At 37.6% G+C, this 21,694-nt stretch carries 22 protein-coding genes, 6 pseudogenes and 1 riboswitch; of the genes and pseudogenes, 8 read left to right on the forward strand and 20 right to left on the reverse strand.

What is annotated here, in order from left to right:
- Nucleotides 1-224, forward strand: a pseudogene (locus BANVL01_RS18660) (hypothetical protein); the annotation flags it as partial.
- A 637-nt stretch (nucleotides 225-861) separates the two neighbouring features.
- Here BANVL01_RS18660 and BANVL01_RS18665 read toward each other — a convergent pair.
- Entirely contained in the window at nucleotides 862-1,167 is a 306-nt protein-coding gene (locus BANVL01_RS18665; protein WP_066086934.1) for a hypothetical protein, read from the reverse strand.
- Nucleotides 1,168-1,604: 437 nt separating this feature from the next.
- Here BANVL01_RS18665 and BANVL01_RS18670 point away from each other — a divergent pair, with 437 nt between their 5' ends.
- A complete protein-coding gene (locus BANVL01_RS18670; RefSeq protein WP_066086931.1) occupies nucleotides 1,605-2,366 on the forward strand; it encodes a cell wall hydrolase in 762 nt (253 codons plus the stop codon).
- 242 nt (nucleotides 2,367-2,608) lie between these two features.
- Entirely contained in the window at nucleotides 2,609-5,641 is a 3,033-nt protein-coding gene (locus BANVL01_RS18675; RefSeq protein WP_066086928.1) for an efflux RND transporter permease subunit, read from the forward strand.
- 246 nt (nucleotides 5,642-5,887) lie between these two features.
- Here BANVL01_RS18675 and BANVL01_RS18680 read toward each other — a convergent pair whose 3' ends face one another.
- From BANVL01_RS18680 to BANVL01_RS18690, 3 genes are read right to left on the reverse strand one after another with little or no spacing between them, the layout of a single operon-like run.
- Nucleotides 5,888-6,724 (reverse strand): DUF4097 family beta strand repeat-containing protein, encoded by an 837-nt coding sequence (locus BANVL01_RS18680; RefSeq protein ID WP_066086922.1) that lies wholly within the window; start codon nucleotides 6,722-6,724, stop codon nucleotides 5,888-5,890.
- Between the two features lies 1 nt (nucleotide 6,725).
- Complete coding sequence (locus BANVL01_RS18685) at nucleotides 6,726-7,280, reverse strand: HAAS signaling domain-containing protein (RefSeq protein ID WP_066086919.1); 555 nt, start codon at nucleotides 7,278-7,280, stop codon at nucleotides 6,726-6,728.
- The gene (locus BANVL01_RS18690; protein WP_066086914.1) at nucleotides 7,280-7,597 is read right to left on the reverse strand and encodes a PadR family transcriptional regulator; all 318 of its coding nucleotides are present in this window, start codon (nucleotides 7,595-7,597) and stop codon (nucleotides 7,280-7,282) included. Before BANVL01_RS18690 ends, BANVL01_RS18685 begins: the two co-directional genes overlap by 1 nt.
- Nucleotides 7,598-7,821: 224 nt before the next feature.
- Between BANVL01_RS18690 and BANVL01_RS18695 the strand changes: the two genes are divergently transcribed.
- Nucleotides 7,822-8,391 (forward strand): undecaprenyl-diphosphatase, encoded by a 570-nt coding sequence (locus tag BANVL01_RS18695; RefSeq protein WP_066086911.1) that lies wholly within the window; start codon nucleotides 7,822-7,824, stop codon nucleotides 8,389-8,391.
- A 74-nt stretch (nucleotides 8,392-8,465) separates the two neighbouring features.
- On the opposite strand, the gene yeiL is transcribed toward BANVL01_RS18695, so the two are convergent.
- Nucleotides 8,466-9,137, reverse strand: a complete 672-nt coding sequence (gene yeiL, locus BANVL01_RS18700) for a transcriptional regulator YeiL (RefSeq protein WP_066086908.1) — start codon at nucleotides 9,135-9,137, stop codon at nucleotides 8,466-8,468.
- Nucleotides 9,138-9,217: 80 nt separating this feature from the next.
- On the opposite strand from yeiL, the gene BANVL01_RS18705 reads away from it, so the two are divergent.
- Entirely contained in the window at nucleotides 9,218-10,438 is a 1,221-nt protein-coding gene (locus BANVL01_RS18705; RefSeq protein WP_082805067.1) for an MFS transporter, read from the forward strand.
- Nucleotides 10,439-11,085: 647 nt separating this feature from the next.
- On the opposite strand, the gene BANVL01_RS18710 is transcribed toward BANVL01_RS18705, so the two are convergent.
- The 6 genes from BANVL01_RS18710 to BANVL01_RS27430 form a co-directional block, all read right to left on the reverse strand.
- A complete protein-coding gene (locus BANVL01_RS18710) occupies nucleotides 11,086-11,634 on the reverse strand; it encodes a GNAT family N-acetyltransferase (RefSeq protein WP_066086905.1) in 549 nt (182 codons plus the stop codon).
- A gap of 349 nt (nucleotides 11,635-11,983) precedes the next feature.
- On the reverse strand, nucleotides 11,984-12,190 hold the full coding sequence (locus BANVL01_RS27425; protein ID WP_156482362.1) for a hypothetical protein: 207 nt from the start codon (nucleotides 12,188-12,190) through the stop codon (nucleotides 11,984-11,986).
- Nucleotides 12,191-12,686: 496 nt separating this feature from the next.
- Entirely contained in the window at nucleotides 12,687-13,202 is a 516-nt protein-coding gene (locus tag BANVL01_RS18715) for an SRPBCC family protein (protein WP_066086902.1), read from the reverse strand.
- Between the two features lie 29 nt (nucleotides 13,203-13,231).
- Nucleotides 13,232-13,576: an ArsR/SmtB family transcription factor gene (locus tag BANVL01_RS18720; RefSeq protein WP_066086900.1), complete on the reverse strand. Its 345-nt coding sequence runs from the start codon at nucleotides 13,574-13,576 to the stop codon at nucleotides 13,232-13,234.
- A 243-nt stretch (nucleotides 13,577-13,819) separates the two neighbouring features.
- Nucleotides 13,820-14,125, reverse strand: a complete 306-nt coding sequence (locus tag BANVL01_RS18725) for a hypothetical protein (RefSeq protein ID WP_066086897.1) — start codon at nucleotides 14,123-14,125, stop codon at nucleotides 13,820-13,822.
- Nucleotides 14,126-14,307: 182 nt separating this feature from the next.
- Nucleotides 14,308-14,541: an HAD hydrolase family protein gene (locus BANVL01_RS27430; RefSeq protein WP_156482363.1), complete on the reverse strand. Its 234-nt coding sequence runs from the start codon at nucleotides 14,539-14,541 to the stop codon at nucleotides 14,308-14,310.
- Between the two features lie 163 nt (nucleotides 14,542-14,704).
- Between BANVL01_RS27430 and BANVL01_RS18730 the strand changes: the two genes are divergently transcribed.
- A complete protein-coding gene (locus BANVL01_RS18730; protein ID WP_066148033.1) occupies nucleotides 14,705-15,007 on the forward strand; it encodes a hypothetical protein in 303 nt (100 codons plus the stop codon).
- A gap of 79 nt (nucleotides 15,008-15,086) precedes the next feature.
- Here BANVL01_RS18730 and BANVL01_RS18735 read toward each other — a convergent pair whose 3' ends face one another.
- The 3 genes and pseudogenes from BANVL01_RS18735 to BANVL01_RS18740 all read right to left on the reverse strand — a co-directional run bounded on the left by BANVL01_RS18735 (nucleotide 15,087) and on the right by BANVL01_RS18740 (nucleotide 15,989).
- Nucleotides 15,087-15,314, reverse strand: coding sequence for a YczO family protein (locus BANVL01_RS18735; RefSeq protein ID WP_066086893.1), 228 nt, complete (start codon nucleotides 15,312-15,314; stop codon nucleotides 15,087-15,089).
- A 40-nt stretch (nucleotides 15,315-15,354) separates the two neighbouring features.
- Nucleotides 15,355-15,483 (reverse strand): annotated as a pseudogene (locus BANVL01_RS27435) (DinB family protein); the annotation flags it as partial.
- A gap of 263 nt (nucleotides 15,484-15,746) precedes the next feature.
- Nucleotides 15,747-15,989, reverse strand: a complete 243-nt coding sequence (locus BANVL01_RS18740; RefSeq protein ID WP_066086889.1) for a hypothetical protein — start codon at nucleotides 15,987-15,989, stop codon at nucleotides 15,747-15,749.
- Nucleotides 15,990-16,108: 119 nt separating this feature from the next.
- A riboswitch (cyclic di-GMP riboswitch) is annotated at nucleotides 16,109-16,193 on the reverse strand.
- A gap of 119 nt (nucleotides 16,194-16,312) precedes the next feature.
- Here BANVL01_RS18740 and BANVL01_RS26880 point away from each other — a divergent pair.
- A pseudogene (locus BANVL01_RS26880) lies at nucleotides 16,313-16,462 on the forward strand (HU family DNA-binding protein); the annotation flags it as partial.
- 129 nt (nucleotides 16,463-16,591) lie between these two features.
- Here the strand turns inward: BANVL01_RS26880 and BANVL01_RS18745 are convergent.
- Nucleotides 16,592-16,822: pseudogene (locus BANVL01_RS18745) on the reverse strand (DUF4111 domain-containing protein); the annotation flags it as partial.
- Nucleotides 16,823-17,484: 662 nt separating this feature from the next.
- Between BANVL01_RS18745 and BANVL01_RS28320 the strand changes: the two are divergent.
- Nucleotides 17,485-17,697 (forward strand): annotated as a pseudogene (locus tag BANVL01_RS28320) (reverse transcriptase domain-containing protein); the annotation flags it as partial.
- A gap of 21 nt (nucleotides 17,698-17,718) precedes the next feature.
- Here the strand turns inward: BANVL01_RS28320 and BANVL01_RS26890 are convergent.
- The 5 genes and pseudogenes from BANVL01_RS26890 to BANVL01_RS18760 form a co-directional block, all read right to left on the reverse strand.
- Nucleotides 17,719-18,294: pseudogene (locus BANVL01_RS26890) on the reverse strand (L-dopachrome tautomerase-related protein); the annotation flags it as partial.
- Nucleotides 18,295-18,357: 63 nt separating this feature from the next.
- Complete coding sequence (locus BANVL01_RS27870; protein WP_156487436.1) at nucleotides 18,358-18,513, reverse strand: hypothetical protein; 156 nt, start codon at nucleotides 18,511-18,513, stop codon at nucleotides 18,358-18,360.
- Between the two features lie 54 nt (nucleotides 18,514-18,567).
- Nucleotides 18,568-18,792: a hypothetical protein gene (locus BANVL01_RS18750; RefSeq protein ID WP_066086886.1), complete on the reverse strand. Its 225-nt coding sequence runs from the start codon at nucleotides 18,790-18,792 to the stop codon at nucleotides 18,568-18,570.
- 20 nt (nucleotides 18,793-18,812) lie between these two features.
- Entirely contained in the window at nucleotides 18,813-19,985 is a 1,173-nt protein-coding gene (locus BANVL01_RS18755) for a Ger(x)C family spore germination protein (protein ID WP_066148036.1), read from the reverse strand.
- A 39-nt stretch (nucleotides 19,986-20,024) separates the two neighbouring features.
- The gene (locus tag BANVL01_RS18760) at nucleotides 20,025-21,563 is read right to left on the reverse strand and encodes a spore germination protein (protein ID WP_066086883.1); all 1,539 of its coding nucleotides are present in this window, start codon (nucleotides 21,561-21,563) and stop codon (nucleotides 20,025-20,027) included.
- Nucleotides 21,564-21,694: the final 131 nt, after the last annotated feature.

Below are 21,694 nucleotides of genomic sequence, written 5' to 3' on the forward strand. Positions count from 1 at the left end.
AACACCAAACAACTTTTAGCGGACAGCGAGTGAAAAGAGCTTTTTACAAAATCACAGGGTCTAATATTCAAATACACGCCGACGTAAATGGGGCTTTCAATATTGTTCGGAAACATGTTGGGGGTGCCTTTGAAGGTCTTGATAGGAAACAATTCCTTCAATCTCCTAAGAAAATCATCATCGTGAAAAGTAAGAAAAAAGCAAAGCTGAAGGCTTCGGCCTGATGTATTAGCGGGACTTGTGGTAGCCCACGTAAAGACAATGGGGCTTTTAGCCTATTCTTTCGAAACCCCTAGCTTTAGCTATGGGGATACTCATTCTGCCCTCTACTTCAATAAGTAAAAGAACAACCCTTGCTCATTCAAAGATTGCACCCGTTTGTTAAATTAATAATTTTCCTTTTTCTCGAAAATATATTTAAAAAAGAAGTAAAGACCAATAATCAATGTTAACCAAGGAACCCAAGGGACAATGGAATATAACAACGGATATTCATAGAATTCCAAATAATATTTAGCAACATTTTTAACAATTCCATTGATAAAAAACATAAATAAAGATGTTGAAATAAAAATAGAACCAGCAATAAGTTTCGTTTAAATTACCCCCTATTTCTTTGTATTTTCTTTAAGTTAACCTCATCCGTTAACCGAAAAACAAAATTAAATGTTCACCTATGTACCATTTTCTATCTTTACTACAAAATACCTGTGGAATGTTTTGTCAAATTTATGACTTTCTTATTAAGCTAACGCGTTACTTGAATAAGAAAATGGCATTACCTCATAATTGAAGTAATGCCCACACTAGAAATAAAAGCCAATTATGGCAGCCTGAACTTAAAGTAAAGCATTTGTCATTTTACCAGGTATTAATCATCAACCCCATATAAATAATAAAAGGTACTGGTGTTGTAAAAAGAAATATATTTCTAAGTTTATGACGTTCTTTTTCATCTTTTGATGATATAAAAATGTATCTTCTAACACCAATAGCTAATAACCCAATTCCAATGATAGTTGATAATAATACCATTAAATAGTTCGAATTTGGAAAGGTTTCCGCTGCTACAGCGATTTCCACTAATGTTTTAAATGAAATTTTAAAGATAAAAAATAACATCAAATTGTAAATAAAAATTACTGTCCAATTGTTTTTACGGCTCATAAAAATCGCCACCTTGTCAAAAATATTCTAAATATATTTCAGTTGTCATCATAAAGAATTGCCCACTACGTTACTAATTCCATATTTCCCCTATATAAACTTAATTCTACAACGTCTTTACCTAAATTGCTCATTAATCTTTATAAAAATACGGTGTATTTTGTTGCCATTCGCTTTTTCAGATGCCACAGGGAGAGTTCTCGTGGTTTTTAGGAATGTTTACAATGGCTACAGTACCGAATTACTGGGTAATTTATTCCTATGTTTCGTTTTATTGCCTAGTTTATTACATTTTTATAGGAATTTCGTCATGAAATATCATTTTCTGTAATGCTGTTAATCAAATTATAAAGAATTGTAATGCTATCGTTCTGTAAATGAATCATACGTCATGTTAGGTTAATAACATGAGAATTTTACAGGAGGTGGCACACAGCATGAGAAATTCTTTTAAATCATTAGTTGTAGCTGGTGTAGCTACAATTGCCTTAATCGTACACACTAATACGGCGATGGCCATCACCGAATCATTCATTCAAACTAAACACAGCCTTCCGGTATCTGGAATGCAAAATAGTTTAACCATTGGAAATAAAGAGGTAATACAAGATATATCTATTGGAGAAATCTTACACCCTCAGAGCTTAACCATTCATTTAGCAAAACCTATGATAAATGTGGCAACGAAAGCAGTTGAGTTACTAGCAGATCCATCAAAACCTGCGGCTGGGACTTCTAATGATTTGACAGAGGCAGCAGAAAAAGCCGCTAAACCAAATGAACCAGAAGTTGAAGCTCCAGTTAAAGTGCCAGCAACACCTGCGGTTTCTATTTCAGATAAAGAAAAAGACTTATTTGCCAGATTAGTTGAAGCGGAGGCAAAAGGCGAGTCCTATGAAGGAAAAGTAGCCGTTGCAACCGTCGTATTAAATCGAGTGGAATCCCCTCAGTTTCCTGATACGGTGACAGAAGTGATTAATGAAGTAGTCGGTCATGCTTATGCCTTTTCACCTGTTCAAAATGGTGAAATTAATAAACCGGCATCAGAAGAGTCAACCCAAGCAGTGAAAGAAGCTTTAAATAGAGAAGATACATTAAATGATTCCATTTTTTTCTACAATCCTGAAATTGCAACAGATAATTGGATTCGATCTCGTGAAACTGTAGAGACAATTGGAAATCACGTGTTTGCGAAATAGAAGGATGATCATAAAAATAGCGTGCCAAACTGACAAAAGCCAGGGCACGCCTTTTTTTAAAGATTAGCGAAAGAAACGCCAAACGGAGTAATATGAATTTTGTATAACACCATCCAACAGGTTGGTGTTTTGTTTTGTATAAATTAATTTTTTGTAAAATTAAGAAAAAACATCTGGTAAATCCGCCCTATAAGAGGTATAATTTACCTGTTTTCATGACTTTAGGACTAGGGGGTTCTTTAATGACTTGGTTTACCAAATGGGCATTGCGAAACAAAGCGGCATTGGCTTTCGCTGTAATTGCCTCGATGATTTTCGGCATTTTCAGTTACACCACGATTCCAATGGAACTGATGCCATCAGCCGATCAGCCGTACGTAACCATATCAACAGTTGGAAACGGTATGGATGCTGTAAGCATGGATGAACAAGTAACGCAGCCAATTGAAAAGGCATTGAACGGCGTCAGAGGAAAACAAAGTGTTGTTGCACAAACAGGAAATAACTTTAGCCAGTTGACCGTCACATTTGAATCTAAAATTGATGTAAAAGAAGCTAAACAGCAAATTGAAGAAAGAATTTCAATGGTCTATCTCCCCAATGGGGTCATGAAGCCATATGTCATCAACCTCAACACATCTGAAATTCCGATTGTTGAATTAGGTCTCACCTTTGATAAGGAAATTGGCAATAATGAACTAAATATCGTAGAAAACGAGATTATGCCGATGTTCAAAGACTTAAAAGGTGTCGGCAATGTCATCACCAATGGCGGAAGAAATCAACAAGTGATGATTAAAGTTGATCCTGCTAAATTAGCGGCAGCTCATTTCCCGCTTGAAAAGCTATATACGCTCCTTCAAGGGAAAACGGCTTCCGTTGCGGTGGGCGAACAAACGATGAACAACGAAGCAACAAGCATTATCGTAACAGGAAAATTAGAAACCCTCGATGACCTTAAAAACATCCAGTTAACAAGTAAGACCAAACTACAGGATGTTGCTGGAATTACCTTGCAAGAAGATACCGAAAACATCATCCATTTGAATGGAAAGAGCTTTATTGACGTTGTCATTCAGAAGGATTCCACCTCAAATGCCGTAACGCTTGGAAAACAGGTAGAAGATGCAGTAAAAAAAATCAATAAGGATTACAAGGGAACCCTTCAAGCAACGATTGTGATGAATTTAGGAGATACCGTTCTTGATTCCATCAATTCGATGACAAGAGAAGTATTGACCGGAGCATTATTTGCTACTCTTATTATCTGGTTATTCCTTCGCAGTTTCCGAATGACCCTGATCACGATTATCAGCATACCATTGTCCCTATGCATGACGATGATTCTACTTTCCTTCTTTGGCGTTACCTTAAACATCCTCACGCTTGGAGGAATTGCAGTATCTGTCGGACGGCTTGTGGATGACAGTATTGTCGTAGTGGAGAATATTTACCGAAGAAAGCAAAATAATGAATTAACCCCTGCCTTTCTTATAGAATCAGTTAAAGAAGTGGGATCAGCGATCACGTCATCCACTCTCACAACTGTAGCAGTATTCCTGCCAATGCTGATTGTTTCGGGAGGATTAAGAGATATAGTTGCTCCGTTTGCGATTACGATCACTTGTTCATTGCTATCTTCACTGATTGTTTCACTGACAGTGGTCCCAGCACTCAGCGCCCGTATGATGAAAAAGGTAAAGATGAAGGAACACAAGGCGAAATCATTCTACCCCCCTTTGTTGAAATGGTCCCTTAATCATAAATGGCTTCCCATCACGATAGCGATTCTCGTCGTAGTCGGGTCCGTCGGCTTATTTTTGACCATGCCCAAAGGTTCTGTCGATCAGCAAGATTCCGCCTACATAGCAATCGGTCTTCGCTATGATAACGGAACACCATTTAGCGAAATAAAAGACGGTGTTGCGAAAATGGAGGGCATTCTTTCAGAAAAAGAAGGGGTAAAAACCTACATTACAGTGGCAGGTGTCAATGAGGATGCTGCACAATATGGCAACCTGCAAGAAGCCAACGTAGTTCGATTGATGATTTTTACTAAAGAAGGGACCGACTCTGCCAAATTTGTAAAAGACATCCGAAAATCAAAAGACCAGTTTCCAAATGCGGAGATGACAGCTGAGACAGCAGGTTTGCTCGGATCCAATACGACGACTGTTTCCATTGATGTCATCGGAAAGAACGACGACGACATCAAAAAAGCAGCTGATATGGTTAAGAAAGAAATAAGCAGCATCGATGGTGTGGAAAAAGTAGAAAGCAACGATCAAAATACAAAACCAACCGTTACCATTCAGGTGGATTCCAAATTATCGAATGCACAGGAAGTTTCCCAATCTATTTATGCGATGATAAAGCCTGCTGTGATTGGAAACATTAAGATTGATGGACGGACCACCGCAGTCCAATTGGGAGCACTAAAAGAGATTCAAACGGTGGACGATTTAAAAAATCTACAGCTGATGACCCCAGACGGGCCTGTTGCTTTATCAAGCATTGCAAAGGTGGAAGAAAGCAATGAGCTAGGGACAATCTTTACAAAAGACGGCCATCATTATCTACAGGTAACGACTCAAGTAAATCCGGACAAAATGGTAGACGTTACCGGAAAAATTCAGCAGCAGCTCCTAACGTGGAACAAAGATGAAACATTTGCCAAAGGAACCAGTGCAGAACTTACCGGTTCTTCCATGCAGTCCTCCGATCAATTAGGGGAACTCGCTAAACTGTCTATGTTATCAATTGGAATCGTGTTTATGATTTTACTCGTGACATTAAAGTCGTTCCGGGCAAGCATCGCGATCTTGATTACATTACCGCTTGCAGCGATCGGTTCACTATTAGGACTCGTGATTACCAACTCAAGTATCAATATTTCTTCGGGTATCGGAATGCTGATGCTCGTTGGGATTGTGGTAACCAATGCCATTGTGCTGGTTGACCGAATTCGTCACAATGAAGAAACCATGACCATTCGGGAAGCGATTATGGAGGCAGGAATCGTCCGTCTACGCCCGATTCTTATGACAGCACTTGCCACAGTCTTTGCCATGGTGCCGCTTCTAGTTACACATGAATCGGCCATGAGTTTAAATCTTGTTTCAAAGGGACTCGCTGTCGTAGTCATTTTTGGACTCATCATATCCACCCTTTTGACGCTGATTATCATCCCAACATTCTATGAATTATTCCATTTCCGGAAAGCAAAAAAACAAAGGCTGCAAACTAGCCAAGTAACAGAAACATTAGGTCAATAATTCCCAAATCAGAAAGAGTTCTAAAAAAGTGCCAGTGCACCATCCTGAAATTGGATGATACCTGGCACTTCTGGATTTCCTAGGTCATTAGGAAGAGCTGATGTATATTTATCTATATCAAGTGAAGCTTATTCACTTGGTGTATTCCTCTTATTTTCAAAAACTATTACATTATGACTCTGTCGTAGACAGGGTATTGTGGAAGGCTCACTTGTATTTGAATAGGTGAATGAGTATGATCAAATTCTATTTTTTATTGATTGATACGGAACCGGCACTTGATTCTAGCTTGAGCTTTGGACCACCTGAACCAATAAAAGCGATGACACGGTCACGTTCCTTTGTGCTGTACGAAACGTTTGCCAAATTTACATCCACATGACCAGCAGATGTCCGGAGGTCCATTTGAAGAGACTCTGGTTGCTGTTCGGTCACAATCCGAACGGAACCAGCACTGATGCTTGCGTAAATGTCATGAGTAATCGCCTTTAACTTGACATCAATCGAACCTGCACTATCAGTTAAATCCAACTTTCCTTCAATGTTGGTTAACTTCATACTACCTGCGGAAGAATGAGCAGTTACATCACCTTTTAAGTCATTTGCCTTTATGCTACCTGCGGAAGAGTCCAAATCAAAGTGGTTGGCTGAAATTTGTTCGATGGTAATACTGCCTGCTGATGCATGACCTTTCAGTTCACTGTACATTTTTTGTGGTATTTCAACATCGGCTTGAAGTTGTTTGGTCATGAATTCAAAAGGAGAAAATTGAAAAAGAGAATCATTTTTTGGTTCAATATCAATTTTAGCAGTTTCTCCGCTCGTACTTACTGAAAGCACAATATTCTTTTTCGATGTCTCACCATGGAGATGAACCGTGATTACATCAGAGTTTGTAGGGTAAAAATGCACACTGGATAAGCGAGATTCCAACTCGATTTTATTAATGTCTTTTGCATTGATCGTTTTTGTTTCGTCTATTGTGACAGTAGAAAAATTGTCATGAGTATATCCATAGGCTACAACTCCGATTACCCCAATTACCAAGCCTAAAATAGCTGCAACGATAGAAAATTTCTTCAAATTAATTACTCCCTTTCACGATTTTTACGTTGAGTTTCCAGTACCAGTGGATTAACTTTAAAAACCACTTTGCAAGAAAATTTGTCACTAGTAAAAATAGATACCCAAATGAAAAAGTGGCAAGGATTAAGAAGAACGCAAGAAGTATTGGTGTATCGTGCGTAAATAAATTAATGATAAATGCAACGGGAGTAATAAGACAAGCGAACGCAGCAGCATACAGACCAATAAAAGCACCAGCAACCCCTACAACGGGCCCTAGGATGAAAATTAGATTAAACAACAGCATGCCCAAAAATGCAAAAATGTTAGGTCCAACATTTGTAGTGGTTTCCTTTTTTGAACCACTTAGTTTGTCAGTAGCTACAAATACACCTAATTCATCTGCAATCGTTTTTGGGGAGCCTAAATCTGCAACAGCCTCCTCCTCGGTTTTCCCATTTTCGATAGCCGAATCAATATGTGCTTCGTAATCACTAAGAATATCCTTTCGTTCCCCTTCAGGTATCTGTCCCAATAGTCGGTTAAGTTCGTTTAAAAATTGCTGCTTGGTCATCAGTCCATCCCCTCCTCAATAATCTCATTCACACTGGCAGAAAATTGCTGCCATTCTTGTACCAACTGTTCAAGATATTCTCGTCCGGCTTTCGTCAATTGATAGTATTTTCTTGGCGGGCCCTCATTAGATTCCGCTAAATAAGTAGCGAAATAGCCTTCATTCGTTAATCGTCGTAATAAAGGATAGACGGTTCCTTCCGCAATTTGGATTTTATCAGAGATGCTGTGAACCAACTCATATCCATACCGGTCCTTTTTCAATGTAAAGACCAAAACACATAATTCCAGTGCACCCTTCTTAAATTGAACATTCATGTGATTCACCTGCCTATAAAGTAATGATTACTACTGAATAATACACAGTAGTAAAATATGAAAAAATTACCATCACAGGAATACTATATCATCTACTACTAATTAATGCAAGGTACTAAAATTTATTTAGTTGTAGTTTTTTTATTGTTATGATGTAATACATATTTGTATATCGGAAGGAAATAATACCCTTAATCTTATAACAAAAATTAAGGGTGACTTTTATGAACTATGGAATGTTTAAGGTAATTAATCAATTGGCCGGGCATAATCGGATTGTAGATTTCCTTATGGTCACCATTTCAAAAAGAGCTCAGTTTATCTATCTTCTCGTGGTAATCGTTCTCTGGTTTCGCCACGATTCTTATAAAAAAATGACATTATATACTGGAGTTTCAGTCAGTGTGACGTATTTGCTCTGTACGATGATTAAGCTATTATTTTATAAACCGAGGCCGTTCTTGAAGCATAGCGTTCATTTATTGCCGCCGGTCCCATCTAAAAAAGATTCATCGTTTCCAAGTAAACATAGTGCTCTTGCCTTTACCTTGGCCGCATCTGTGATGGTTTATCACCGAATAGCAGGCTGGAGCTTGTGGCTGCTATCAATCCTGGTAGGCATTTCGCGGATCTGGATGGGACAGCATTATCCATCTGATATCATCGGTAGCGCCATCCTTGGAAATGGAACAGCCCTTGTCGTTAAGCTTACTGAGCAGTATTGGAAGCCTTTTGTTAATCGTATCTTCCATTCGTTTACCCAATTTCGTTCTACTTACCGAGAATTGCAATAGGAATGTAGGGATGGTCTAGCTTTACTTGGATCATCCCTTCAAAATTTTATTGATAAACCCCTGAATTACTGGCATCATTCATTCATCAACACCCTGGCAAGTCCATTTAGTTCTTTGGGCTGTAGGATGCGATAGTGACGTCCTTCCTTTTGCAAATATCCTTTATCGCAAAATTGTGCAAACACATATAATAAGTGGCGGTAGGAGACGCCTAAAAAATCACAAACGGTAACGTGTTTCTCCTTATAGACCTCTCCATCTGCAGATTGCAAAATAAAATCAGCAAGCCGATTTTCTAGCGGGAAGGAGAGACTTTGCGTATATTTTGCCGCCATTTGTGTGGATTTTACACTTAAGAACTTCGCAAGTTCACGGAGAAAGGTAGCATCTTCTAGCATTCTGGCGCGGCAGCGATGAAAAGGAATCGCAAAACAAACGGTTTTGGTAGAGGCTTGAACCCCTTTCGTATAATAAATCGGATTTAATAATTCCATTTCCCCGAAAAAATCTTCCTCATTGATAAAATTAATTAAGGAAACCTTTCCATTTTGATGCGTCACATAAATTTTCGCTTTTCCTTCAATGACATAAAATAAGAAATCCGGACGCGTGCCCTCTTGAATAATCCATTCATCACGTTTATATTCATGCACTTCTAGAAATTCTTCAATCGGAAAAGCAAATAAATACCCAATCGAATATTCCTCCAAATAGCGCTGCCTTTTCTCATTTTTATAAATTTCCATTAATCTCCTCCATAATATGAGATATCTCATATAATTGTACGTTTCTCCATGATATGATGCAAACATTGGAGGGGTAAAGAATGAATTCACAACGTTGGATGAACAGACAATTTTTTAGTTTTTTTATCACCTGGGGTGTTTTTCTACCCTATTGGACAGGGTGGATGATTCATACAAAAGGAATGACGGTTTCACAAGCTAGTTTGATTATGAGTTTAGGACTAGTTGTCCGCGGCCTTTCTACATTATTTGTATTTCCTTATTTATCGGGGAAATTTAGCAGTAGAACCCTACTAAATGGGATGGCAATCGGTACGTTCATTTCCCTTCTTTGCAGTATTCCAGCGAATTCTTATGTAAGCTTATTAGTTGTCACCTTACTGTTGCATTTCTTTTACCCGAGCTTGATGCCGGCATTGGATAGCGCAGCAGGCGTCCTTTTGCAAAAACAGCAATTAAGAGATTACGGGAAGAGCCGCTCGTGGGGGTCCATTGGCTTTGTCGTATCCGGGATGATGTTAACGGTCTTTACAGGAGCGTTTGGGGATAAAGTAATTTTATGGGCGTTGTTACTTGGCATATTCGTATTCATCGTTCTTAGTGTCTTGCCTGCCCCTGTTGTTTTAATGGAAAAACCACAAGCCACTAAAATGAAAAAAGACGGAATGCTGCAATTATTTCGGCTTAAACACTTTGGCCTTGTGCTAGTTATTGTTATTTTACTGCAAGCGGCACACGCCTCCTATTACAGCTATGGCTATATTTTTTTACAAGAAATCCATGCACCCAAATATTTAATTGGCATGATTCTTAATATTGCAGTGGCTGCAGAAATCATTTTCTTTTTAATCGCAGACCGAAGATTTCGTAAATTTTCAGTAGGCTCCTTACTGACACTTGCGGCATTTGGCTCAACAGTAAGATGGATTCTCATATTTTTCTTTCCAAATATTATTGTTTTCTGTATCGCGCAAACCTTGCATGCCTGCTCATTTGCGATGGGACATTATGCCTTTATGAAGTATTTAACCAAGCATATTCCACAAGAACAGATTCCGAATGCCCAAGGGATGTATTCAGCACTGGCACTAAGCTGGAGCACAGCGGTGTTCACATTCTTCGGCGGATATTTATATGAAATTGAGCCAAGATACGCCTTTATCGGGATGATCATTTGTACGATCCCATCTATGTTGCTTGCGATTTTCTATCGGAAATTAGCGGCAAAGGTGCCTGAAGACCACGGAGACGGTTCTTCTAATCAAGTAAACCATGGATACAGCCCCCTTGGAGTTGAATAAAAAAAGACCAATGACCATAGGTCACGGGTTCCGTTTCTTATCACAAACATTAAAAATGTAAGTTAAAATGAGTGCCAATTTGCATATGAAATTTGACACTCATTTTTTATTGGGGTAAAGCCAATAGTGGAAATAACAAAAAAATTTTTTTGAAATGCACCCCAATTTGTACCCCTACAGTTTGTCTTACAAAAACGCTGCACAATTGGATATATATGTTAAGAAGAAGTCTTATCCTTAATTGAGTAACCAGTGATATTTAAAATAAGCGGAAATTTTCCGGTTAAACCGCAGAATAGAGCTCGGTTTGGGGTATATAAGCGGAGGTTTTCCGATTAAGCAAAGCAAAATTACCCATTTTCACGTTTTTCGAGTCAATAGTCGGAATCTTTCCGTCTATTTAAGCTATTTTCAGTGCTATTGCCTAAATAAAAGAAATTTCTCCGCTTATTTATCAACTCTAGCTGATTCACAATCGTATCCGTGGCTTTACCGAATGTTTATGGAATTTGGCTGCATGATTCGTACCTGAAACCTAAACCAAATAACGCATGGTTAATGCTGAACGAGACAAGCGCATTTTTAGCAGAAATGCGCTTGTCAATCCCTTTCAATTTAAATGAATATCCATATCTCTGCTTTAAGAATTAATCTATTTTGGTTTGAATTTTTCCGTAATGTAAAGCGTTATAATATTTTTCTTCGATATAATAGTGGTCTTTTAATTCTCCCTCTAACACATACCCATTCTTTTCTAAGATCCGGGCAGAGCCCCTATTTGCATCAACAACACTAGCATGGAGTTTGTGAAGATGAAGTGTTTCAAATGCGAAATCACTCATCAAAGCAACACATTCTGTTCCATAACCCTTCCCCCAATGGTCTCGATGAAAAACATAACCAATTTCTGCTTGGTTGGCTTCCTTGTCAAAATTGAAAATCATGGCTGTCCCAATAATTTCTTGCGTTAATTTTCGAACAATCGACGCATATAAATGAGTACCCTCGACCTCACGCTTTACCATCGTTTCAATGTATTCGCTCGTTTCATTCAAATCGTTCATCAAACTCCAGCCAATGAAACGTGAAACCTCCTCATCAGATGCATAATTATGGATCTCTTTGGCATCGTTTGTACTTAGTGATTTAAAGTAGATATTTACACTTTCTAATGAATGAAATAAACGTATATCCATAGTTTCTACACTCCCTAAACTATTAATTTCCATCTTTAAAGATACTAGATATGTGACAGCAAAAAATAACAATGTAATCAGATCTTCAGAAAAATGTAACCTGATTTTAAAAAAAGCTGAAACCTAAGTATGGGATAATCACTACTTCAAGGGGTTGATAAAAAAGCGAAACTCCTTCTTCATTTTTTACTTTATCAGAAAATAATAACCTAATAGGTTACCTTTAAATATTATATCAAAGTTAAAGAATATTCAGCCTAGATGGTGCAAAATTTGACACGTTTGAATTAGAATCGAAGAAGAGTAAGGTGGGGGCGATTGTTCGGGGCCCTTTTCCTAATAGGTATTATTATTGTGGATTAGATTGATTATTGGCAGGATTTTTTGGCTCATTATTTTGTTGATTTTGATTGGAAGTACTAGGATTAGGATCTGGACTAGGCGTAGACTGCCTTGGAGGAGACTTTGTTGCAGATTGGCTATCTTGATTACTAGTACAGCAAACTAGAAGCGCGAATAGACATGGAATAAAACAAGCTGTTACAACTCTTTTCAATTTTTTAACTCCTTTCGATCAATTTATTAATATAATTGAAGAACTTTATTTAATCAGTAAAATGGATTATACCACGCTCAATCCCTCCTTATATTATGAAGTCCATCTCGAAAGTGCCAGGATTTTCAAGTAATCCATTGAAGAAGGTTACGTAATATTGTCTAATAAATATACCCCCTTTCACTTATTTATAACGAAATGTGGACATTCATCGTTACATAATTTACAAAATTCTCTTCAGAAAATTTATTTTTTTATAAAAAAATAGTCACTTCTGTCATGTTTTTTACCAGCTTCAAAATCCTTTACGTTGTAAATTCGGATTCCTGACGTTTCCCATTGTTGAATGCATTGACGATAATTGGTAAATCTAGTGGCGAACAAAGATAGAAAAGCCTAATCCCTCCGTATTTTTAGCGAGGAATTAGGCTTAAAAGTAATTACTAAACTAAAAGCTCCTAACCTTACTAACACTGAAAACAGAGATATGGTAAATCTACTTCAGCGACTCCATTAGCTCGTTCAAACGGTCCCAAGTTTCGGTGATACCCTGCAGCATACCCATATCCATGACGGTCTTAAGGGCCTCTTCGGAAACATATTCAGCACGGTTTATCAGCTTTGTCTTTCCACCCAAATCGATGAATTCCAATGTCATCTCGGTCTTCGGCATGGAGTCATTCAAATTGCCTTCGGCATCCGAAAAGTAATCGGTGTAGGAAATCTTCTCCGGCTCGATAATCTCCTTATAAATCCCTTTGCCCCAGGCTTCCATACCAAAAAATTGACCAAGATTCTGATCCACACACTTCATACAGTAGTGCCAAACGCCTCCCGGACGGAAATCGACGGTGCAGACCGGAATCTCCCAGCCCCTCGGCCCCCACCAGCGTTTCAAATGCTCCGACTCTTTAAACATCTTAAATACGAGATCACGTGGAGCATCGAAAACACGCTCCAGTACCAGTACCCGATCGTTCTCTACTCTCGATACCATTTGATGGTTTGTCATTGTAATTCCTCCTTAATCATGAATTGATTTTATGATTTTTCCTTGTTCTGCAATTCCTTCAAATAATCATCTAGATTGTCGAACCTTTCTTGCATTACTCGCCGGAAGGACTGTATCCAAGTATCCAGCGCTTGGAAGGGTTCGGGCCGGAGCTTGTAGATGCGGCGGTTAGCTTCTGCCTGCACTTCCACAATCCCGTTGTCGCTAAGAACTTTTAAATGCTTTGAAGTCTGGGGCTGCCGGAGTCCCAGCTGGTCGGCTATTTCCCCCACGGTCAGGGGACCATGGCGTAAGAGTTCGACGATATTCATACGATTTGGTTCAGACAAAGCGCTCAGTGTCGTCATGTTTACCCCCGGAAGCTTCCCTGACATGTTGCTCACCTCCTCATGTGATCGTCTCCGGTTAAAGCACATCTACAACATCACTAGTATTCGCCGTGTTGAATTGATTATACCCAAAAGGGAATATTCACGTCAGGGAATATTCAAAAGGAAAGTGATACTGGATCAGTGCCGAATTTACAGTAAAGGTGTTGTTCCACTAAATGGACCTAAAATGAAAAATGAGCGCTGATCCTTTTTTCAGGAAAGCGCCCATTTCTGGAAGATAGCCATTTATGAATAAGTGTTTCCTTTATTGCAATAAATTTCATAAGCAAAAAATCCAAATAAATAGCCTATTCCAGCTCCTAAACTAACTGTAAATACTAGAGAGATTGAGAAAAACATGCCAAAAATTACACCGATAGCACAACCAAAAAGCATTCCCATTGGTATTAAACTATTTAATAAATCTTGAGCGCCTTTCGATTTTTTCTTACCTAGATTACCTTGGTTATATTTATGTTTAAGCCGTTCAATTACATATACTACAATTCCTCCCACAATTACAACAGGCGCAATTGCCATGATTAATCCCATGTTAGAATCTCCTTTCAGTTTTTAATCAGATTACCTAGCTTGATTCTAAAAACTATGGTTTATAATCTTAATCATACACTGTAGAAATGAATTGATAAACAGTCTGTCGTTCATTTCTCGGCATTAATAGTAAGAAATTAGGATTTTTTTGCTACTCAATAAAAGCACTCTATAGTTGAAAATTACAAAGGGTCCCTTAGTAAAGAGTATATAAAATGAGCCACTCCATCATCGATATTCGTCAGTGTTACTTCCTGACAGGAATTCTTGATTTCCTCTGGCGCATTTCCCATGGCGGCAATACCACCAATTATGGCACAAATCGGCATTGCGGAACAAAGCGGCATTGGTTTTTCTGTAATTGCCTCGATGATTTTTGGGATTTTAGTTACAGTATGAGAAGTCGGATCAGCCATTACATTAGGGGTTTACACTGCTTTCTAAGAATGAAATAACTATGAAGACAACATATTATGGGAAAAAATACAGGTAGTATGATACGCTCTTAACGTATCGGACTTTTCATTTAGTATTATACAAATGAAGACTATATGAAACCAAAAACCAAGGAGTGATGATGTGATAAATCGGGTGAAAGAAAAATTGGAAACTGCTCTTGAAGATTGGGAAATGATGAAAAATGCTGCAGAAAGTGAAAGCGAAGAATGCGCTGAACGCTTTGAAATGAATTTTTATAAGTTTATTGACGAATTGAAGCTCTGGTATCAGCATTTAAATCAACCGCCATCAACGATCGAAGAAGCAGAAAATCTTAGCGAAATTAGAGAAATGATTGACCGCTTACCAGCACCGCTTGAACTCAACTTTTTAACAGAATTGGAGTTAATCATTGAAGGAGAAGATCGAGTACGCTTTGATTAATTTTTCAAATGCCACAGGGACGGCTCTCTTGGTTTTTAGTAATTTTAGTAGCGGCCATAAGAACCGTCCCCATGGACCCTTACATTCCCGTTCTATACTTTTTTTCACTTGAGGATGTATCTTTTGAATCGCGCTTCGCTTTTTCTTCAAGTTGTTCTTCTTTTAAATCCTCTACTGGTATTGGGTCAACTGTTTGCTCACTCTTAAATTTATCAAATAAGCTCTCATTCTCAGTTGAATATTGTTCAGGGTTGTCCATCTTCCCTTGGAAATGATGAAAATCCGGTTTTCTTTTATTTTTTTCCATATCCTCTCACCTCGGTATTTTCAATACCCTATTCTGCAGATTAAAAACTTATTCTTAAAATTGTCGGAGCATGCATTCCCAAATGCGCCCAGTCTTCTCTTGCGGGTCCATAAATCCCTGGGACTCTTACTCCGGCCTGACGCATGAGAATTGTCATTTGCCCGAGATGATCTAATTCCTCCACTTTTTAAAATTGATTGAATTCCCAATTCAGCTTTAATTCTCATCCAGATCGATGAAAGATACTTCCAGGCTCCTCTTCCAAGCGTTTCCTTTTACTTGATTATAAATGTATGACAGATCTTTCATTCGTTATAAGATTTCTTTTATGTATGTAAAATTCTTAATTAGTTCGCTTTCATTGATTGATATCCTTTTTGTTAAATCTTCTGTTAAAAATTGAATTCTTCAAAAAAAAGAAACTCCAAAACCTTATCTTACCTGGCATAACTGGGTCTTATATTTATTTAGAAGCCTTTCACTTGCAAGGTTAAGATTATTTACACATTCTTTTTTTATTTCTACATCGCAAATGAAATCATTCATTAATTCATCTTTGATTTCGGCGTGAATTTCCATAACTTGATTCGATGACAAAGTTATTAAACTTTTCCTTTTTGCAAAGCTCATCATTTCTCTTTCAAAATATTCAATTGAACCAAATACCACTTTCAATCCTTACACCCACTCTTCTCTAAGTTTTTATTTTAATAAATAAAAAAGCCTCCAAAAAGAGGTGGACTAACTAACCAATCATGTTAAATAGTTTAATTCAAACATTGGTATCCGTTCTTTTTGGCAACCCGACTATCATAGTCATAAGACCTTAGACTCGTGGCTTTGCGTCCTTTTCTTTCAAAAAGTTTGCCTTTTTCATTTTTTATACCTTAATAGTAAAATCTAACCAGGAATATTTCAATATATTTCGCCAAATTTCCACAAATTAATCAGGACCTAAGTCATGTGAAATTCAAGTAAATATTCTCACACTGCTTTTACTAATTGGTTTCGGGAATTTTGAGGTTGATGAACGCGCAGCGCGTAAAGGACGTAGCCCACAAACCGCAGAAGAAATTAAAATCCAAGGTGGAAAAGTACCTGCATTTAAGTCTGGAAAGCAATTAAAGGATGTTGTGGCTGGTAAATAAGTTACTGTTCCTACGTACAAAAAAGTAATATCCTTACAGGAATGCTGCCGTTAGCCTAATTTCCTTCTTAATACGAACAATATATGGTACCACAAGGGAATGTAAATCATTTTGAAAATAAGATCATGCACCTCGATATGCTTTTCTGGCTAAGTTGAGTAAAGTCGAAGTTTCTTTGGTCAACCGAGGTAAAGCCCATTTTGTAGCCACATCTTTTGGAGAAATTTCACCGATAGACACTGTCTGCCACATTCGAGCCAGGGTTAAAATTACATTATGCTCATCACCTTTGATATCCTCAAGCAACACAGGCAAAGACTCCTTAATCGCTCTTCGAATATCTGTCATCGGAACGGATATCCTCCTCAAGCATTTAAACGGGATATCTCCTATATATGATTTATATTTTTTCTAGTGCATGTTTCTTAATAAGTTTTTCTATACGAAAGGATGATTGAATTGATTGTTTTCGAAATTTTATAAGTCTGTCAGAAGAAAGGAAACATTTTAATTTAAAGGTCTCCAGATGAAGTAGAATTCAATTAGCGGGCAGCAAAGTTCAATATTCCCGAATCAACGTCAAGCTGTTATAAATAAAATTGGGATAACTTGCTTTTTCAACTTTGTGAAGAAATGTACTGGAATGAAAGCCGTCATGTTGAGCTAAAACGAGTTAACTGATACTCCTAAATGCATGGAATGGTAGTAGCCCGAACGTGTATAAAGCTAAGTGAAGTTGGCTGAAATGAACCTGTTCTTAAACGGAATATGGTTCATGATAGGCCGGGATGCTACAAAATATCTAAGGTGAGAATGTCCAGATGGACTGACGAACTTGCGAAAGTACGGGTCTAGAAATTGACACGCTCGAAAGACGCATGCTGTAAACGCAGTAGCAAACACCGAAAAGTACGAGTAGTATATAGGAACCTCGGGATATATAACAAATGAGGATATAGAGTTGACAGGCTCAAAGTAAGCACCTACGGATATATGTGAAGCTAGGTTAATCGGAACGATAAATTCAACAGATGTTCAAACAAATATTTAGTGCCAATTTGTGAGGCCAAATTTTATCACCATTCATACGATTTAGATCAAATAGGTCAACTCATCATGTAATGGCTAGATGTCAGTTCTTAGTCAATAATGGTAAATTACATCATGTAGTAGACATTGATATACAAGGTTTCTTTGACAATGTAAGTTACCCAAAATTAATCAAAAAATATTTTCGAAAAACTTAGATCTTTAAAAAAATAGGGGTCAGGTGAAGTTGACTTTGCGCCAATTAACGTCTAAACGCAATTCCATTTTCTAAATCTACGACAATAATACCTCCTGGACCTTTGTAAGAAGAATCTGTTATATGTGCATACCTTGATTTTCCTACACGAAAATCCAATCAGACATCATTTAGATAAGTTGTTGGTAGAACATCATCTTCTATAAAGGTATATACTTTTCTTGTATTGGTTTTTTAAATCAACAGCGACTAATCCCCCCCAATTAATAGGTTCTAAAAAATTTGGTGCAGCTGTATCTAAAACCCAGAGCGTTCCCCTTCCATCAGCAACTACCCTTTGGACGCTGATGAAAGACTTTGTAATATTATCATGGTTAACCAAATTCGGATCTAAACTCGGATATGGTTACAATTTATCCTCAATAATTTCCGCCACCGTAAAATTAACCTCTTCTCCCCATTTCGGAAAACAAATGAAAATACGCTCGGTTTATGAAACACTAACGTATGTGGGCATAGCCCCATAAAATTCAAAAATGAGTTCTAACTTACCGAAAAATTTTTCAATAGGGGGTACCACCAACATTTTGACATCTTCGGGTGTATCCTTCTCTAGGCGGTCAATACGAAATTTTCCCTTCTCTATGCTTTATACTCTATGATTTCGTAATTCAGTTAATGCTGCCATTTCATAATAATGACGATTAATACTTCCATCATCGTCGTATACATGTTTCTGCCACCGATTAGAGACAAAACCAAGAGGAGCTCCTTCTGGAACCTTCCGTTTACCGGAATCATTCATATTTTTAATAATACTTGGCTGATTGGGTAGATTGAAATTCTAGTGATTGATATTTTATTTAAGCATCTTCCCAAGCGGGAAAAAGAGGGAACTAATCATTTGTGTTGGACCCGGAATTTCTGGAAAGTAAAGAAGTAAGATAGCAAGTAGCAAGCTTATTGCTGTTAAGGTCACAAGTAATCTTTTTTCTTTTTTTTGATTAGGATATAACTTCCGCCATTCAAGTAAAAGGATTAGAAAAACTAATATGGATATTCCTATAAGCTCAAATATCTTCATTTATTTGCTCCTTTTTCATTTCACTCCAAAGTAGTGGTCGACAACCCAGGCTCGAGTACATGTACCTTAACTTTCGTTTCTACATAGATATCTGGAAGAACAACTTCCCAGTGATCTTTTACCTTTTCCCATTCTTTTGGGTATTTACGATGAAAAGCAGTAGCAAAGCCAAAGGGATCCACCTTCATTCCATCTTTCACCTGATTAAGGGCTTTCTCTATGGAATTAGAAACGTCTTTTTCTATATAATTTTCTACTCTTTTTGTATTTTTCTTAGTCATAATATTTATTTTGCTTCCATTTTGAACAATCATCCCTTCCTTTGATATATATATAGTGATACTCCATTTTCCTTTTTCAATTTTTGGAATCAGCTTTGTCTTTGTTCTTTTCAGATATAGTGAAATGGTTTGCCCTTTTTTGGGATACCCTGTTATTTCAGGTAATTCATTTTGATTTCTCACCCATAATAATCCTTTTGATTCAACTTCATTAATTCTCCCAATCATTTTACCTCTCATAAAAATAGCTGTGCCACCAATGATGGGAGAGACATTCATTTTCCTATCATCATTATTTTGATGCTTGATTTTAATAAGCGGTAATATTGCACCTCCTCCTTCACTTGTAACCATCAGTTCAAAATCTTTCAATGTAATATTTGCACCAACATGCATTTCCGACATCTTTCGAAGCACATCTCCTACATATTTTTCTAATGAAGGTGATAGCTGTAAAATGTCAGATGCCTTTCCATCACTGACATATAATCGAGAGTCCTCGCGAGGCTCTGGGTGACGGTCTATGAAGTCAATTTGTCTTTCAAGGTTCCCTATTTCAGAGAGGGATTGGCCAAAGATATATGTTTTACAATGTCCCCAAAAAAGTCTGCGTGAATATTCCCGTTGAAGATTGGATGCAGCATCAGCCATGTTTGTTCCAACAGCTGATTTGATCTCTACTTGGGCCTTACCAGAACCACTTTGTTGCCCACCACTTTGTGATTGAGGAAGGAAGACTTGAACAGTTAATTTAATTTTATTATTTTTTTCTTTATCGATGGCTGCTCCTACTATGATGGCTAATTGATTTAGTTCCTTATTATCCCAGCAACCAGTTAGCAAAAGACACTGTGAAAGAACAAGTAAGAAGGCAAGAAGAGCTTTCATTATTCGAAACAAAGTTTCATTCATTCTTTCAAGTCCCTTCCTTTAAATTCCAGAAAATTTGATCTACTTTTTTGGTTTTGGTTGCTGATTGGGAGCCTGTCTGTACTTATTAAATCTTCCGGTTAAATGTGGTCGTGTATTTAACATCCACCAAGGAGAACGTATAAAAGCATCCTTCATTTCTCTTCCTATTGTTGGGGCTATTGGTGAAAGATATGGAACACCGAAAGAGCGTAATTTACATAAATGGATGGCTATCCCAATAAAACCAAGCACTAATCCATGTAGCCCCATCGTTCCAGCAAGCATCATGATGGGAAAGCGAATCAATCTTAAAGCAATTCCTTCTGAGTAGCGAGGAACCATAAAAGAAGCAATGCCTGTAATCGCCACAACAATTACCATGAGAGGAGAAACAAGCCCTGCTTGAACAGCAGCTTGCCCGATAACTAATGCCCCTACAATGCTTACTGCAGCTCCGACTTGTTTAGGTAGACGGAGCCCTGCTTCACGAAGCGCTTCGAAAACAATCTCCATTATTAATGCCTCTATCAAGGCAGTAAATGGGACACTTTCCCGTAACGATGCCATACTTAATAGCAAGATTGTAGGTACCATCTCCTGATGGAAGCTGGAAACTGCGACATAAAGCGAAGGTAAGAATACAGAAATTAACATAAAGAAAAGACGCATTATTCTTATAACAGAACTAATCAAATACCGCTGGTAATAGTCATCAGGTGCCTGAAAAAAAGAAAAAAAGCTTACAGGAGCAATTAGAACGAAAGGAGTACCATCTACTAATATGACGACACGTCCTTCCATTAGGTTAGCTGAGGCGACATCTGGTCGTTCCGTATCAAGTAACTGCGGAAACGGTGAAAAAACATTATCCTCTATCAATTCCTCGATATATCCGCTTTCCAAAACACTGTCGATTTCGACTTTCTGTAGTCGGTTTTGAACCTCATCTATTAATGACTGATTAGCAATTCCCTCTATATAAGCAATGATTACACTTGTATTAGAATAACTCCCGATATTCATTTTTTTCATTTTAAGGTTGGGACTTCTGATTTTTCGCCGAAGCATGGAAATATTGACTCCCAAAGTTTCCACAAATCCTTCTCTTGGTCCCCGGATTACGCTTTCGGATTCAGGTTCTTTAATGGACCTTTTTTCCCATTTGGCTAGTCCTAAAGCCGCTCCTTGTTCCTCATGTTCCATTAAAAGGATGGGGTTTCCATTAGAAATATTCATTATACAATCATCATATGTCTTGACAACTCGTATATTTGATAATTGTATCTTTTCACATGTACCTTGAAGGGTAATCGATTTATCAATTGTTTTAGACATTAAAGGAGCAAGGACGCTAGAATCTATTTGTTCTGTATCAGATAAGCCATCAATATATACAAGGAGGGCTTTTGTTTTTCCAGCAATTAAAAAAGGATGATAGATTACATCGATGCAACCCATATAAATGGATTTTAGAATTTGAAGATTTTTATCCAACTCTGATGACAGAGGAAGATTTCGGTTACTCCTCCCTTCATAAGGATGTTGTTTTTGAGGACGTTTTTTTAAAATTCGAAACAAGTTGAACAAGTCCTTTCTGTTAGCGAATTTCCTATTTACTAAAACATCATTTTTATTAGACTGATTGATTTTCAATCAAAAAGATCAAACGGAAAAGGAAGGGCCTGAGATAAAATGTTTGAAAAACAACC

Source organism: Neobacillus novalis NBRC 102450 (assembly GCF_001591805.1).
In the GTDB taxonomy this organism is placed as follows: domain Bacteria; phylum Bacillota; class Bacilli; order Bacillales; family Cytobacillaceae; genus Neobacillus; species Neobacillus novalis.